The 13,952-nt window shown below is 57.0% G+C and carries 12 protein-coding genes and 4 pseudogenes; 10 read left to right on the forward strand and 6 right to left on the reverse strand.

What is annotated here, in order from left to right:
- Positions 1-274: 274 nt before the first annotated feature.
- Entirely contained in the window at positions 275-1,369 is a 1,095-nt protein-coding gene (locus tag P6U16_RS26130) for a hypothetical protein (RefSeq protein WP_277704292.1), read from the forward strand.
- A 447-nt stretch (positions 1,370-1,816) separates the two neighbouring features.
- On the opposite strand, the gene P6U16_RS26135 is transcribed toward P6U16_RS26130, so the two are convergent.
- Positions 1,817-2,089, reverse strand: coding sequence for a hypothetical protein (locus P6U16_RS26135; RefSeq protein WP_277704293.1), 273 nt, complete (start codon positions 2,087-2,089; stop codon positions 1,817-1,819).
- On the reverse strand, positions 2,065-2,568 hold the full coding sequence (locus P6U16_RS26140; RefSeq protein WP_277704294.1) for a hypothetical protein: 504 nt from the start codon (positions 2,566-2,568) through the stop codon (positions 2,065-2,067). The genes P6U16_RS26135 and P6U16_RS26140 overlap by 25 nt, the downstream gene beginning before the upstream one ends.
- Positions 2,569-2,887: 319 nt before the next feature.
- On the opposite strand from P6U16_RS26140, the pseudogene P6U16_RS26145 reads away from it, so the two are divergent.
- The 4 genes and pseudogenes from P6U16_RS26145 to P6U16_RS26160 all read left to right on the forward strand — a co-directional run bounded on the left by P6U16_RS26145 (position 2,888) and on the right by P6U16_RS26160 (position 7,588).
- A pseudogene (locus P6U16_RS26145) lies at positions 2,888-3,108 on the forward strand (hypothetical protein).
- Between the two features lie 129 nt (positions 3,109-3,237).
- Positions 3,238-3,588 carry a hypothetical protein gene (locus P6U16_RS26150; protein ID WP_277704295.1) on the forward strand — a complete coding sequence of 117 codons (351 nt, stop codon included), beginning with the start codon at positions 3,238-3,240 and terminating at the stop codon, positions 3,586-3,588.
- 105 nt (positions 3,589-3,693) lie between these two features.
- Positions 3,694-5,628 (forward strand): PAS domain-containing sensor histidine kinase, encoded by a 1,935-nt coding sequence (locus P6U16_RS26155; RefSeq protein WP_277704296.1) that lies wholly within the window; start codon positions 3,694-3,696, stop codon positions 5,626-5,628.
- 422 nt (positions 5,629-6,050) lie between these two features.
- Positions 6,051-7,588 (forward strand): IS3 family transposase gene (locus tag P6U16_RS26160; RefSeq protein WP_277704297.1). Its coding sequence is split into 2 segments (ribosomal slippage): positions 6,051-6,687 and positions 6,687-7,588, totalling 1,539 coding nucleotides; the frame shifts between segments, so codons are not numbered across the junction.
- Positions 7,589-7,812: 224 nt separating this feature from the next.
- On the opposite strand, the gene P6U16_RS26165 is transcribed toward P6U16_RS26160, so the two are convergent.
- Both P6U16_RS26165 and P6U16_RS26170 read right to left on the reverse strand, forming a co-directional pair.
- Positions 7,813-7,941 (reverse strand): hypothetical protein, encoded by a 129-nt coding sequence (locus P6U16_RS26165; protein WP_277704298.1) that lies wholly within the window; start codon positions 7,939-7,941, stop codon positions 7,813-7,815.
- Positions 7,942-8,114: 173 nt separating this feature from the next.
- Positions 8,115-8,832: pseudogene (locus P6U16_RS26170) on the reverse strand (YafY family protein).
- Between the two features lie 94 nt (positions 8,833-8,926).
- Here P6U16_RS26170 and P6U16_RS26175 point away from each other — a divergent pair.
- The 3 genes and pseudogenes from P6U16_RS26175 (at position 8,927) to P6U16_RS26185 (ending at position 10,557) form a co-directional block, all read left to right on the forward strand.
- Positions 8,927-9,537 (forward strand): annotated as a pseudogene (locus tag P6U16_RS26175) (glutathione S-transferase family protein).
- Between the two features lie 229 nt (positions 9,538-9,766).
- Entirely contained in the window at positions 9,767-10,063 is a 297-nt protein-coding gene (locus P6U16_RS26180) for a DUF1778 domain-containing protein (protein WP_277704299.1), read from the forward strand.
- The gene (locus tag P6U16_RS26185; RefSeq protein ID WP_277704300.1) at positions 10,060-10,557 is read left to right on the forward strand and encodes a GNAT family N-acetyltransferase; all 498 of its coding nucleotides are present in this window, start codon (positions 10,060-10,062) and stop codon (positions 10,555-10,557) included. The genes P6U16_RS26180 and P6U16_RS26185 overlap by 4 nt, the downstream gene beginning before the upstream one ends.
- 760 nt (positions 10,558-11,317) lie before the next feature.
- On the opposite strand, the gene P6U16_RS26190 is transcribed toward P6U16_RS26185, so the two are convergent.
- Entirely contained in the window at positions 11,318-11,797 is a 480-nt protein-coding gene (locus P6U16_RS26190) for a CGNR zinc finger domain-containing protein (RefSeq protein WP_277704301.1), read from the reverse strand.
- A gap of 300 nt (positions 11,798-12,097) precedes the next feature.
- Between P6U16_RS26190 and P6U16_RS26195 the strand changes: the two genes are divergently transcribed.
- Together P6U16_RS26195 and P6U16_RS26200 are read left to right on the forward strand one after the other, a co-directional pair.
- Positions 12,098-13,030: an EamA family transporter gene (locus P6U16_RS26195; protein ID WP_277704302.1), complete on the forward strand. Its 933-nt coding sequence runs from the start codon at positions 12,098-12,100 to the stop codon at positions 13,028-13,030.
- A gap of 22 nt (positions 13,031-13,052) precedes the next feature.
- Positions 13,053-13,745, forward strand: coding sequence for a DUF72 domain-containing protein (locus P6U16_RS26200; RefSeq protein ID WP_277704303.1), 693 nt, complete (start codon positions 13,053-13,055; stop codon positions 13,743-13,745).
- A 28-nt stretch (positions 13,746-13,773) separates the two neighbouring features.
- On the opposite strand, the pseudogene P6U16_RS26205 reads toward P6U16_RS26200, so the two are convergent.
- A pseudogene (locus P6U16_RS26205) lies at positions 13,774-13,902 on the reverse strand (IS5/IS1182 family transposase); the annotation flags it as partial.
- Between the last annotated feature and the right edge of the window lie 50 nt (positions 13,903-13,952).

Below are 13,952 nucleotides of genomic sequence, written 5' to 3' on the forward strand. Positions count from 1 at the left end.
ATCCGGCTCTCGGAGAGCCAAGCGCAGTTTGTCGAGTACGTCAAGACAGCGACTCTGGTGCCGCCATCGATGCGAGATGGATGGATGATGCCATGGTATTCCAGGACGGTCATAAAACGCCACCGATCCAAGCGAGCAAGCAACGGGGCGTAAAGAACAACGGTAGTGACATTCGGCGGGCGAGCGATGTAAAACGACCCCGTGTTCGCGAAGCCGTCCTTAATACCATGTCCGATGTATTTCCAGGTCAAATATTCAAAAAAGGCTCATATTTATGCCCGCGCTCGTTCTTCCCAATCGCCCTCTATCGCTTGCACCCGATGTGATTTCCACACCACGGGCCTATTTCTGGGCAACCCCCATCATTCTCGCACTGGCTATATTTCTGCTCGCCTGGGCAGCGCCCGGCGTCTTGCGCGACTTTAAGATCAGCCAAAATCCTCTGGTGCTTGAAAACGGCGAAGTCCAAAATGGACAGTGCACGACACGCAAGGCCATCCTTACCGACTGCGAGGCGCGCCTCGTGTACAGCTATAACGGACAGAATTACGACACCGAAGTCAAAATCATGTTCGTTGATTTTCATACGGGGGATTATGAAACCGGCTTGGTAATCTCGGCCGACCATCCGGAATTGGCGACGATGAGCCTTGGTCTGGACAAGCTCTGGAACCGGATCATCACGCTCAGCCTGTTTGTTATACTGTTGGGCGGCATGAGCCTTGGGATGCTGTTCCAGGCCTTGCGGATTTGGCGTGTCAGTGGACAGCTGCGACAGCCAGCCTTGCTGAACGCTATACCGGTCGAGATTACCGCCTTCGACCGCAGGCGCAACATTCTTTCCATCACCTACAACGACAAGATTGCCAACGACAAGACTGATCGATCAGCTTACACGCGCATGATGCAAGGCGAGGAGCCGTTGATCGTGGGTGAAGCAAACGGCAAAGCCGTTGGGCTGGCCGTCAGGCATGGCAATACGGCCCTGCCGGTGCTTCTGGATGATCGCCTGCAACGCATCGGGATGACGGAAGATGAACGTATTGCTGCTCTTGCGCCGCTCGCTCGTCAATACGGCGGTGATCAAAATAAGCCAGTGTTAGTCGAAAAACCCAAAACGACGGTATCGATCTGGAGGCGGCTCCAAATATTTTTCGGGGTGCTGCTTCTAATTGTAGTCGGTGTGTTCGGCTTCTGGCTTTGGTATGTGACAAGTTCCAGCACGCAGTTCCAGTCTCCCGGAATGGACATCAATAATCTGATGCCGGCGCCGTTGAACGAATGGGGATGCAGCCAATTGAAGAAACGGTTCGGTCAGGATCGAGCTCCGTTTGGATGTGTTGCAGACGATTACACCAGCTGGAAATAGCAGCTACGGCATCCTAAAAGGCCCTTGCCATGGTTTAACGGCTTGGCTGCGTCCGCCATAGCGAGTTCCAGAAGGCGTCGCGGCATTGGAGCATCGTTCCCTTAATACGACCCGAAGGGCCGGATGAATTTCGACCATTACTGTCGACCGCCGTCTCGACCGCAGCCTTTGCCGCGCTCTTCGACAGCCGCCTTGGTCCTGACGGAACTTCCTTCCAGCACAATGGGTCGTATTAAGGGAACGATTTTTCTGTACGCGCCGAGCGTCCGGCAACTCGACCTAGCGGACGACTAACAGTCCTCTCCTCTTGAGAGTCAAATCCGCCGCCTTGCAGGGATGTAAGCCTGCGACCATTTTGTCGCCAACTATCTGAAGTCCCCGTCTCCACCTGGATCGCGTCGAGATGCGGATAAGGATCCAGGGCGGAAGCCGAGAAGGTAGCCCTCCTCAATCCCTCGCCATCATCCGCTTCAACTGTACCGCAACCGTCGCAATTTCCGCCGGCGAGGCATCGAGCCGTTTGAGCTCCGCGTCGAGCAGTACGGGCACGCTCGCCCCTTCCGGCAGCGCCGCCAGCGCCATCCCGCGCTGTCCATCGAGCCAATAGGGCTCTTCCTTCCGACCAAAGTGCGACAACGTCAGGAGCGGCTTGCCCTTGCGGTCGGCGCCGTATTGGAACTGCACATACTTGCCGGTCAAGACCGGGTTGATTTGGGCCACTTTGACTTCCCGAAGATCCAGCGTGGTTTCCCGCAGCGCCAACCGGCGGCTGTGATCGCTCCTGACACCCCCGCGAAGAGGGCAATCCCTCCGGCCGCGATCGCCAACACGAGGGCACTGTCCACGAGCGTGCGGTTCCACAGCATGTCCAGCCCCAGTGACAGCGCCGCTCGGTTGGGTTGGGATGCCGAACGCACCACGTCGACCACATAATCGCCCGTGTGGAAATTCACGAACATCAATTCGATATCGTGCTCCACGCTCTTGCCTTCGATTTCATAGGCGACATGCGCCGAGCAATCGACGAACACCACCCTCCGGGCATGGCATTCCCCATCGGTAATCGTCGCGTCGGGCACCGCCACTGGATCGCTCGCCACCAGCCAGTCATTGGCGACGCCCGGCGCCTGCCACGCCCCGATGAACACGGCCACCGCCAGCAACATCAGCCCCCGAGATAGGAAAATACTCCCGGCCATACCCCCGTCTTCCGAATCCGTATTTTCCGGTTAGGCAAGGCTTGGTTCAGGTCTGTCATGGTCTTTTCTTTCGGCTCACAAGGTTCCTACGTTCGCCATACTCCAGCTTTCCTGCCCTGTCCACGGCAGTCGGCGGCTCCTAACCCACCGCATAACAATTGCGCAATCGCGCCGCTTCTGCTCTTCTTCCGTCAAATTTCGTCATGTCGGCATTACGACACGAAAGTGGTAAATCCGTCCGACTTTTGAAAACGCATCCGGAACTCAGGTGGCTCTGGTCTCGGGCTTTCGATTGCCCGGACCGTGATCGAATCGCACGGTGCTGCTGACGATCGTTCTTGCGGTCGTCGTTCTTACCGGTTTCCGCTGGTATCGCTATGTCAGCAACACCGACAGCCCTTACGATGAAATCGGCATTACGCTCAACAATGCGATGCCCGGTCCGATCAACAACTGGGCTGTGCCAAACTCAAAACCACCTTTTCCAGTTCCCTGCCACCGTACGGCTGCGCCGCCGGTGACGCGACGCAGTGGAAGTAAACACGACTGGCTCCGCCGATGGCGCGGCCAGTCGCGTGCGTCGAGGTGTATGGCTGTCGATGGTCCCTGACCGGAACAAAATTGCTCTGCCCCAGTTGATCGTGACGTCCGATACCTTGAGAGAGAACTATGCCCTTTACAGCCAGCGCGAAATCAGACGCACATGCCCTCTTCGACGACACGCGACCATCGTCGGCAGGGCTGACAGAGGAAGGCGTTGTTGGCTTTGTCAGCGCGATGTGTTTTCGTCCAATGGATGATGGCGAAATGGTCATGCGGCTGACTGGAGAAGACGGCAAACTCATCGACCTCCGTACGAACCCGGTATGCGCCGGGAGGCTTGCGATCGCGCTTCTTGATCTCATCAACCGGAATGGCTGGTTCGACGTCGATCTTCGCGTGACCGATAGTGGATCGGAAATCGCACGGATCAAACCCGTGACAATCAACACCTTTGTCTGCGATCCCGCCAATGACTGATCCTTGGAGGGCGCGATATTTGCTCTCTAAGGAACCAAATTCCGTCGCTGCTTTTGGTTTCGGGGCCGATGAAGAGAGACCTCAATGTCCGGGAAAGAAAAGCGAATGACCACAGATGAGACGAGTCTTCAAGGGGCCTCGATGGAAGGCCGCTACCGCCTGTTGGTAGATGCCATAACCGACTATGCCATCTACATGCTCGACACCGAAGGCCGCATATCGAGCTGGAATGCTGGCGCCCAGCGCTTGAAAGGCTATGCAGAGTCGGAGATCCTCGACAAACACTTTTCCCAATTTTATACCCCGGAAGATCTCGCGGCTGGTCTTCCGGCCAAGGCTCTTTCGACGGCCGAAGCGGAAGGTCGCTTTGAAGCTGAGGGTTGGCGTGTCCGAAAGGATGGTGAACGGTTTTGGGCCCATGTTGTCATTGACGCGATCAGTGACCAGCATGGCCGACTGCTGGGCTTTGCCAAGATCACCCGCGACCTTTCGGAGAGGAAGGCAGCCCGGGAGGTATTGAAACGAAGCGAGGAGCAGTTCCGCATGTTGATACAGGGGGTCACGGACTACGCGATCTATATGCTGGACCCGGAAGGCAACGTTTCAAGCTGGAACGCGGGCGCACAGCGTATCAAGGGCTATGAGCCCGGCGAAATCATCGGCCACCACTTCTCCCGTTTCTACACTGACGATGACAGGGCCGACGACCTGCCGCGGAAGGCCTTGGAGGTCGCCGCGCGGGACGGGCGCTTTGAGAAGGAGGGATGGAGGCTCCGAAAGGACGGCACGCGCTTCTGGGCGAACGTCATCATCGACGCCATTCACCTTGAGGACGGTACGCATATCGGCTTTGCAAAAGTGACGCGCGATATCACTGAGAAACGGCTGGCCCAGCAGGCATTGGAACAAGCCCAGCAGGAGCTCTTCCAGGCGCAGAAGATGGAAGCTGTCGGGCAGTTGACAGGCGGTGTCGCGCACGACTTTAACAATCTCCTGATGGCGATCTTGGGCAGCCTCGAAATCGCGCGGAAGCGGGCGCTCGAAGGGCAGAATGTCATCGAGCTCATCGACAACGCGATTAGCGGCGCAAAGCGGGGTGCTTCGCTGACCCAGCGGCTGCTCGCCTTCTCCCGCAAGCAGGACCTCAAGCTCGAGGTGGTGGACGCGCCCTCTCTCGTTAGAGAGATGGCTGAGTTGCTCCAGCGGTCGATCGGTCCGTCCATCGAAATCAGCACGACGTTTCCGCTTTCCTTGCCGCCGGTCTGGTCCGATCCGAACCAACTGGAGAGTGCCCTGCTCAATCTGGTGGTCAACGCCCGCGATGCCATGCCGGACGGCGGAATAATCGCAATCTCTGCCCACAAGCATGTGTTGAAGGAAAAGCAGCTCCCGGAGCTTCGCGCCGGCCAGTATGTCTGTCTTTCCGTCACGGACGAGGGTGAAGGGATGAACACCGAAACCCTCGAAAAGGCAGCGACGCCGTTCTTCACGACGAAAGGCATTGGCAAGGGAACCGGCCTTGGTCTGTCCATGGTGCAAGGGCTCATGGCTCAGTCGGGCGGGCGGTTGGTTATGAAGTCGACACTAGGTCGGGGCACCACTGCGGAGCTATGGCTTCCTGTTGCGGAAATCACGGGTAAGTCCGACGCTGCCGTTGAAACGTCAGCGTCCGCCGCCGTACCTCCACTAACCGTATTGGCGGTGGACGACGATAGCCTTGTGCTTATGAACACTGTGTTGATGCTGGAGGATCTCGGGCACAGGGTGATAGAGGCCAATTCAGGGCAAGAAGCCCTCCGGCTTCTCGAACACGGACCGCTGCCCGACATTTTGATTACCGATCACGCTATGCCCCAGATGACAGGTGCGCAATTAGCCGGGGAGGTGATCGAACGCTACCCTGGGCTCCACGTCGTGCTTGCCACCGGATATGCTGAACTGCCGGGCGGCGAGGCGGCGGCGTTGCCACGGTTGTCTAAGCCATTCAGTCAGGAGCAATTGAGTGATGCTCTGGCTGCGGCAATAAGGCCAGATCAATAGTACCGAACGCGAGCTTTATCTAGAACGGCTTCGAGGCCGCACTTTACCGGCTCATCCGCGCGCTGTAAACATGGGGCTAGACGACGCAACGCCTTCGCAGCGTCAAGCTCGAATAGCTTTGCAGATCGACTATAGGGTAGGCCCAGCCTTTAACCGCTGGGGCGGCCCAGATCGTTCCTTTAAGAGGCGCGCGAGATGGTGTTTGGACGGACGTCGATTATTTTGAATCCGGAGACGTCTGTCTCAAGCGCCTGAACCTGTTTGTTGAGTTTCAGCACTATCTGATCCACTTTTTCATTTCGCGTTAGCTCACCAAATCCGACCTAATTGTGTGCAAACGTCTTTATTCGCCCTGAGTGGATCACGGCGAAATGGAAAAAGTGGGGGTGCGGACGAAAACTTGGACCACCAGGAGGTAGTTCATGTATTCCTACGCAGACAGACTTCGAGCCGTTGAGCTTTATATCAGGCTTGGCAAGCGACTTAACGGGACCATTCGCCAGTTGGGTTATCCCACAAAGAATGCGCTGAGGGGTTGGTACCGCGAGTACGTACAGCATCTCGACCTGCGTATTCAGCCGGTAGCTCGAGCGCCAAAGTATTCCGAGAGTCAGAAGCAGGCGGCACTTGAGCATTACCGCACCCATGATCGTTGCATCTCTGCGACGATGAGGGCGCTCGGCTATCCTGGTCGAGGAACTCTGACCGCATGGGTACGGGAGGCCTTTCCGGAGACGCGAACATCGATGGTGGGTCGATCGTGGCGCCCTGCCTATCCCGCAGCGGTGAAGCAAGCTGGTGTCATCGGACTATGTAGGGGAGATGAAAGCGCCCAACAGGTGGCTGACCGGCTGGGCGTCTGCAGGCCGACGTTGTACAACTGGAAAGACCAACTACTCGGTCATGAGGCTCCTTCCTCCATGAAACGCCGCAAAACCACCCCGCAGGCGCCGGAACGCGAGGAACTCGAGCGCCAGCTTGAAGCCCTCCAACGTGATGTTCGCCAGTTGCAACTCGAGCATGACCTCCTGAAGAAGGCCAATGAACTCCTAAAAAAGAACTGGGCGTCGATCTGCAGATCCTGAGTAATCGGGAAAAGACACAGCTGGTTGACGCCCTTAAAGATACCTATCGCTTGCCAGAACTGCTCGCCCAGCTGCAAATTGCGCGAAGCTCCTACTTTTATCATCGCACGCGCATGTGTCTGGCAGACAAGTATGCCGCCGTCCGGCACAGCCTTGCGGAAATCTTTGAAGCGAACCGTCGTTGTTACGGCTACCGCAGACTACAGGCGTCACTGGCCAGGAAGAGCGTGATCATCTCGGAAAAGGTTGTCCAGCGCTTGATGAAGCAGGAGCACTTGGTCGTGGCCAGACCGCGCCGACGGCGTTTCGGATCGTACTTGGGAGAAATAAGTCCGGCACCCGAGAACCTGATCAATCGCGACTTCCATGCGAAAGCGCCGAACGAGAAATGGCTGACAGACATCACCGAGTTCCAGATCCCAGCCGGGAAGGTGTATCTCTCGCCCATCATCGATTGCTTCGACGGAATGGTCATCAGTTGGTCGATTGGAACGCAACCAGACGCGCGGCTGGTCAATACTATGCTGGATGCAGCTATTGAGACCGTGACCGACGGCGAGGAACGGCCAATCGTCCATTCCGATCGCGGAGCCCATTATCGCTGGCCAGGCTGGCTAACGCGGATCAGCGAAGCGAAACTGGTTCGCTCAATGTCCCGAAAGGGCTGCTCACAAGATAACGCCGCATGCGAAGGCTTCTTCGGCCGATTGAAAACGGAACTATTTTATCCACGAGATTGGAAGGCCATCACAATCAAACAGTTCGTTGCCGAGGTAGACGCCTATATCCGCTGGTACAATGAGAAGCGTATCAAGATATCGCTGGGATCACTCAGCCCGGTCGAATATCGCAAGAGCCTCGGCCTTAACTTATAAAGCTGTCCAACTTTTTATCCGCACCCCCAGTGGATCAAATAGTGCTGAAAATGAACAATCTACCAGATGTCGGGCCTTTGCCATCGCATCGGGGTCGCCCTTCGCGTCTCGAACAGCCCTTCTTGCGGACATCAATTCCTTGACCAGTCTATTCCGTGTGGCTTCTTCTGCGGACAACGAAATATCGCCCATCAGACGTATCAAGATATCGGTCCGACATTCTCCTAGCGCCCGCCTTTGATCGCCTGGTCTAATATTCGCTCTGTTTCCAGATTGGATGCCAGCGACAGCATGTGGCAGTCGGCAATATCCACCAGTGCGCCGGCGACTTCGGTCTCTGCCCAACCGGCCATCACCGCTTGCTCGGCCAACTGTCTGAATGCGTCGGCAATTGCTTCCTGACAGTTCAGAAAGTGATCGGGATGCTCGGAAAGGCGCCTCAGCGCGTCCGTTCAGACATCTGCTGCATCTGCGAAAAGCAGTCCGAACGCGGTACGTGGCCACAGCGGCCGCATCGTTGTATTGGTTACTGGCTGCTCAAGATCATCTTTGATGTTTGGGGCGCACCGGCGTTCAGAATGGCAACGAAGTCCCTGAGCATCTGAACCCGGCGCGGACGGAAACTCTCCTCCGTCATCTGGATGTCGGCGATCCGGTCGACACGGAACTTGCGGAAATCCTGGCGCAGGCAACACCAGGCAAGCAACACCAGCGTCCTCTCCAGATAGACGATCGCCAGCGGCAGGACTTGCCGGTCGGTCCGTTGCTGCTCCGCGTCCACATAGCTTATCACCACGGCGCTTTCCTGCCAGCAAGCCTCGCGCAGAAGGCCGACATCGACGACCGGAGGATCGCGGCGCTCGAACCGATAGACCTGGGAGGCGGCATGCAGTGCCTGGCGTTGTAGTCGGTCGGACAGCGTTGCTGTGACCTTCGAAAGCACGGCACCTGCGGCCGCCGCGAGAGCCGGTTCACCCATGTGCCGCACCTCGGCAAGGCCGAGCACCAAGGCTTCGATTTCAAGCCGTGTGAACGTCTGCGGCGGCAAGGCGATGTCTTCCGTCAGTCTGTAGCCGAAGCCGCGCTCGCCATCGATGATGGCGCCCGCAGCGCGCAGGCTCTCGATGTCCCTATAGAGCGAACGCAACGACACGCCGGTCTCCTCGGCAAGGCGCGCGGCCGTGACCGGGGAGGAGAGTGCGAAGTGCCTGGAGCAGGCGGAAAAGACGATCACTACGAGCCATGACTTTGGAGGATAGAGCAAGCCTACTGACGGAAACTGGCAGTTGGCGGACTGTACAAGATCCGCATTGCCAAACGCAACCGAGGATCCAGACTATGCTGACGCTCTTTCACGCCCCCGCTCGCGCTCGACGCGTATCGTCACCTTGCTTCGCGAATTAGACGCCATCGACAAGGTGGCGATCGAGATCGTCGACATCACCCGCGGCGATGGCAGCGGTCGCGAAGATCCGAAGAACCCGCATCCGGAAGGCAAGGTGCCGCTGCTCGACCATGATGGCGTCGTCATCTGGGAGAGCATCGCGATCATTCAGTACCTGACGGATCTCTTCCCGGAAAAGAAGATGGCGCCTGTTGCCGGCGATCCGCAGCGCGGTCGGTATCTCAGCTGGCTCGCCTGGTATGCCGGCGTGGTCGAACCTGTACTGATCATGCAGGCAGCCGGGATCTCCCATCCATTTGTGGATTTTACCTTCCGCAGCCCGGCGGAACTTGCCGCACGCCTTGAAACTGCGCTCAAGGATAGGCCCTATCTGATGGGAGAGCGATACACAGCTGTCGATCTGCTGCTGCATTCGCCCTTTGCTTGGTACCCTGCAGCGACGCCGGATAGCGATGTGGTCAAGGCCTGGATTGAGCGTTGCGGCGAGCGGCCATCGCTGCAATGGACCGCCGACTATGACGCTCGCACCTTGGTTGCGGCTTGATCGCTGGCACTGGCCGCTCCGACCGGGCGGCCACTTTCGCGTGAGATAGATCGCGCTTTTCACCCCTTATGGCAAGCGGCTACGGAAGCATCGCGAGCACCATGATTCTGGCCGAAATATCAAGCGCCTAGTCTATCTGGACAAGGCGTCGTTCGTTCAGCTCCTTTCAAGAGCTTAACGATCAGCGGAAAGCCGTTACGTTATATGAAGAGCGCACATTGGAGTTCTCATGTCGACGTCACACACGAGTAAGAGCGTGGACGCAAGCGTTCCACTAAATATGCGTATTAAGCCGGCGACGCGCAATTTGATTGACCGTGCGGCTGAGTTGCTTGGCAAGACTCGCACAGATTTCATGTTGGAGGCGTCTGAACGTCGAGCTGAGGAAGTGCTGCTCGATCGTACGATTTTCACCGTGAGTCCCGTAGTCTATGCCGAGTACCTTGCTCGCCTTGATGCGCCCGCGCAGAGCAATGAGCGTTTGAAACGCACGATGTCCACCAAAGCGCCGTGGGACAAGGCGTGAGCATAACTGCGCCTCCTCCTTTGGCTGATCATCATGAGTTGGCCGAGTTCGATTCTGGCGTTTCTGAGCTGGACGATTGGCTTTGTCGACGAGCCCGTACCAACCAGGTAAGTGGCGCGTCACGTACCTTTGTTGTTTGCGAAGGAAGTCGTGTCATTGCCTACTACGCGCTTGCCTCAGGCGCGGTGAAGCCGCCAGAAGCACCCGGTCGTCTTAGGCGCAACATGCCGGATCCGATCCGAGTCGCCGTGCTAGGCCGGCTAGCTATTGACCGGTCATATCAAGGCCGAGGTATCGGTCGCGCGCTGGTCCGCGATGTGGGACTGCGCTTGCTCAATGCCGCTGAAATACTTGGCATCCGTGGCGTGCTCGTGCATGCAATTTCAGATGAAGCACGAGCCTTCTATGAGGCTGTCGGCTTCCTTCCTTCTCCGTCAGACCCAATGATGCTGATGATAGGACTAGGAGACCTCAATAGTGCGCTTGCCGACTAGTATGCAACTAATCACTCCGCTTAGGGTAGTCTTCACCTTTCGCTAAGATGCCGAGATTGCTCTAGAATGTGTGACACGGACTGAGGTGGCTTGCGTTCGAATCCGCTCAAGGCGAAGTATGCCGCATCAACGCGTTACCGGGAGAGGGTCGTAGCGTTGAATCGGGCGGCCAATGTGCTGGCGATCTTAAATCCAGCCTAACGCGCGCTCGTGGCCAATTCTCAGCGACGTCGGCCACGCTTCTCTGCCTCATCATCGAAGCCAGGTGGTTTTGTTTTTACCCAATTGACGAACTTCTGAATCGCGGGTCCTCGAGAATAGCTGAGTCCGTGGAACTTCTTTGCCAACGGGGCGTCCGTGAAGGCTGCATGTATGTGACTATGGCATATCCGGTGCAATGGCACCTTGATCTTGCCACCCTTACTCCTGGGAACAAGACGGTGGTCCTCGATCTGGTCGTCAGGTATTACCCGCTCGCAGAGCGGGCAGATGACGGGCTCCGACTCGACATCTTGCGAAGCGAAATCGTCTCTGTTCTTGCGTGCCATCGATTTGGTGTCTCTCTACAGGCTGTCAGACTGCGTCCGCGCCGCTTCGATAGACTATCCCGACATGCCGAAAACACCAAGCCGGTTTCAACAAGGCACCTGCGTTTGCGTCGGAGGAACAGATGGGAGTAAAGACGAGCAACTCGATTAGTCGATCCTAGAGACAAGCGATAGAGAATTATACAATATTGTCCATGAGTTGCGGCCTCGGTTTAGCAGGTCGTCGGTTCACAACTGTTCAAAGCTCCACGGATGCATTTCTCTAGTTGGGCTGCATTATGCTCTACAGTAAGGCCAGCCAAACGCTTACTTTCGCTTTTTCGGAACCTTTTCACTCGTTCGTGGGTGCCGCACGTAGCCTCGGAACACCAAATGCGCCGTCCGCTTTTGGAAGTATCGAGAAACAACCAGCCACAATTGTCGCCCTTACATTCCCGGATTAGGCGGCGATCATAGCGCCTCATGATCAACTCGGCCGCTGCTTCAGCAAAGAGGCCCGCCAGATCCGCCGGTTCTGTCAGCAGCGGCAACCACCGGTAGCCGGCATCTGTTTCGGATAAGACCTGTCGAGCGCGAGCCTGCTTAGCCACCTTGTGCACGCATTGAAACGCATCATGAGGATATAGCCGCTCTGTGTCTTCTGACAAGAAGACCGCGTAGACAGCCTCCCGAAGTTGCAGGGCGTCCTTCACTGCCGTAGCGGCTTTTCGAGGATGCGCTTTCTCTACCGCAAACAGCTCCCCTTTTGTGTCTCGTCAATGAGGCCAGTCCGTTGTGCCAGTATGATCATGTCACCGTACGATTGCAGGAGATCGGGTCCCCATTGCCCACGCCGGCTGTCGACCGTGTTAGTGAAATCCAATGCGGGGTGCCCGCCGCTCAGCGGCATATCGATCGTTGACGCTGCCATATCACCTTCGGAACAAGTTGGATGTCGCTTCGTTTGTAACGGTAATAATGCCATTATACCGTTACAGAATAGGATAGTCTTGATGTCTGCCTCGCGCAACCTGGCGAAATTTCTCGTCCTTTGTCTTGTCTGGGGGCTGACATGGATCGCCGTCAAAGTCGGAGTAAATGCCGTGCCGCCCATCCTATTTGCGGCGACGCGTTTCATGGCCGCCGGTGTGGTGCTCGTTGGATACAGCGTCCTCAGAGGGGGCCTCGTAGTTCCGCAAGGTGGAAATATGGTGCGGCTGCTGGTCGTAAGCTTGTTGATGATCACCCTTTGTTACGGCCCGCTGTTCTGGGGAATGAAATTTGTCCCTTCCGGGACGGCCGCCGTTCTGGAGATGTCCCTAACGCCGCTGGCCTTGCTGGCCTTCGGAATTGCGCTGGGCGAGGAGAGGTGGAGCTTGGTTCGCTTCTGCGCCATGGCGATTGGCGTCGTGGGGCTAACAGTTCTCTTCGCGCCAGAGATCATCGGCTCGGAGATCGGTTCTACGACAGTGTTCGGCCTGATTGCTGTGGCCTGGGCAGCGATCTCGTCAGCGTGGGGATCGGTTCTCGCGCGTCCCCTGATCGCGGACTACGGCAGCAAGTTCCTGTCCGGTTCGACGACGCTGATAGGCGGCAGCGGTCTTTTTGTGCTCTCGCTGATGATGGAGCCTGATACATTCGGGCCTATGGCGTCGCTGTGGAGTTGGCATGCCATTGCTGGGTGGCTGTTTCTTGTCATCTTCGGCTCGTTGATCGGATATAGCATCTACATGCAGCTATTACGCGACATCGGCCCTGCAAAAGCAGGCAGTTTCGCGTTTGTCTCGCCAGCAATAGCCGTTGCGGTCGGGGCTTTGCTGGCGGGGGAGGCCGTAACTCCCCTTGGTATCACGGGAATGATTTTGATGTTTCTCGCGGCGGGCGGCTGCTTGTTTGCCGACAAGCTCACCGTCCTTCTTTTGCCACCTGTGAAAGCAAAGGTGTAATTACAAACAGAGGAGAAGACGATTGCCGATTATTGCCACAGCTGGCTGGTCTATCCCGAAGAAGGAAGCGAACCGGTTTGCGCCTGACGGAAGCGGCCTGACCCGATATGCATCTGTATTCGACGGGGTCGAGGTCAACTCAACCTTCTACCGCCGACACAAGATGTCGACATTCGCGCGGTGGGCTGATTCCGTCCCGGACAGCTTCCGGTTTGCGGTCAAAATTCCCAAGGAGATTACCCACTCCCGCGAGATGAAGGACATCATTGAACCATTTAACACCTTTCTTGAAGATATTGCGCCCCTAGGAGCAAAGCGCGGTCCGCTTCTTTGCCAGCTACCCCCGTCACTGGCATTCAATGCCGACCAATTCGGCGGTGCATTTAAGGCAATGCGGCATGCCGATGACGGGCCTATCGTCATCGAAGTTCGCCATAAAAGCTGGGCATCGAAGGCGGCACTGGATCTGCTCAAGGATTACGCGATCGAACGGGTGCTTGCCGATCCTGCACCGGTATGGCCGGCGGAGGATTTCGACACACTGCCGAAATACGTCCGTCTGCACGGTAAGCCCAAGATCTACTACTCGAACTACACCGACGACGAGATCAGGTCGTTCTTAGACATTTCGGCGAGGGATGGCTGGTGTGTATTTGACAATACCGCCTCGGGCGCCGCCATCGAAAACGCTCTGACCATGCTCGAAAAATGCTGAGCGTCTTAGAGTCGGAGTCGAAAAGCCTTCAACGATATCGATACCTTGCGAGCCGTCTGGCTATCAGGCGAGTGGGGGCGATCATGATACATGCCTCGGCTGATGCGATGGAGCGCTCGACGTCCTTGGCCAATCTTCGGCATCTACCGAGCCACGCTGTGGCGCGGCGATCAGGATGAGACGCGAGCGACAATCTAGATGAGATTC

Source organism: Rhizobium sp. 32-5/1, from assembly GCF_029537235.1.
Taxonomy (GTDB): Bacteria; Pseudomonadota; Alphaproteobacteria; order Rhizobiales; family Rhizobiaceae; genus Pararhizobium.

Excerpts from the sequence above, each read along its gene's own strand:
- P6U16_RS26130 (WP_277704292.1), top strand. The coding sequence starts at position 275 with ATGCCCGCGCTCGTTCTTCCCAATCGCCCTCTATCGCTTGCACCCGAT.
- P6U16_RS26140 (WP_277704294.1), bottom strand. The coding sequence starts at position 2,568 with ATGGCCGGGAGTATTTTCCTATCTCGGGGGCTGATGTTGCTGGCGGTG.
- P6U16_RS26150 (WP_277704295.1), top strand. The coding sequence starts at position 3,238 with ATGCCCTTTACAGCCAGCGCGAAATCAGACGCACATGCCCTCTTCGAC.
- P6U16_RS26155 (WP_277704296.1), top strand. The coding sequence starts at position 3,694 with ATGACCACAGATGAGACGAGTCTTCAAGGGGCCTCGATGGAAGGCCGC.
- P6U16_RS26165 (WP_277704298.1), bottom strand. The coding sequence starts at position 7,941 with ATGGCCGGTTGGGCAGAGACCGAAGTCGCCGGCGCACTGGTGGATATT.
- P6U16_RS26180 (WP_277704299.1), top strand. The coding sequence starts at position 9,767 with ATGTCGACGTCACACACGAGTAAGAGCGTGGACGCAAGCGTTCCACTA.
- P6U16_RS26195 (WP_277704302.1), top strand. The coding sequence starts at position 12,098 with ATGTCTGCCTCGCGCAACCTGGCGAAATTTCTCGTCCTTTGTCTTGTC.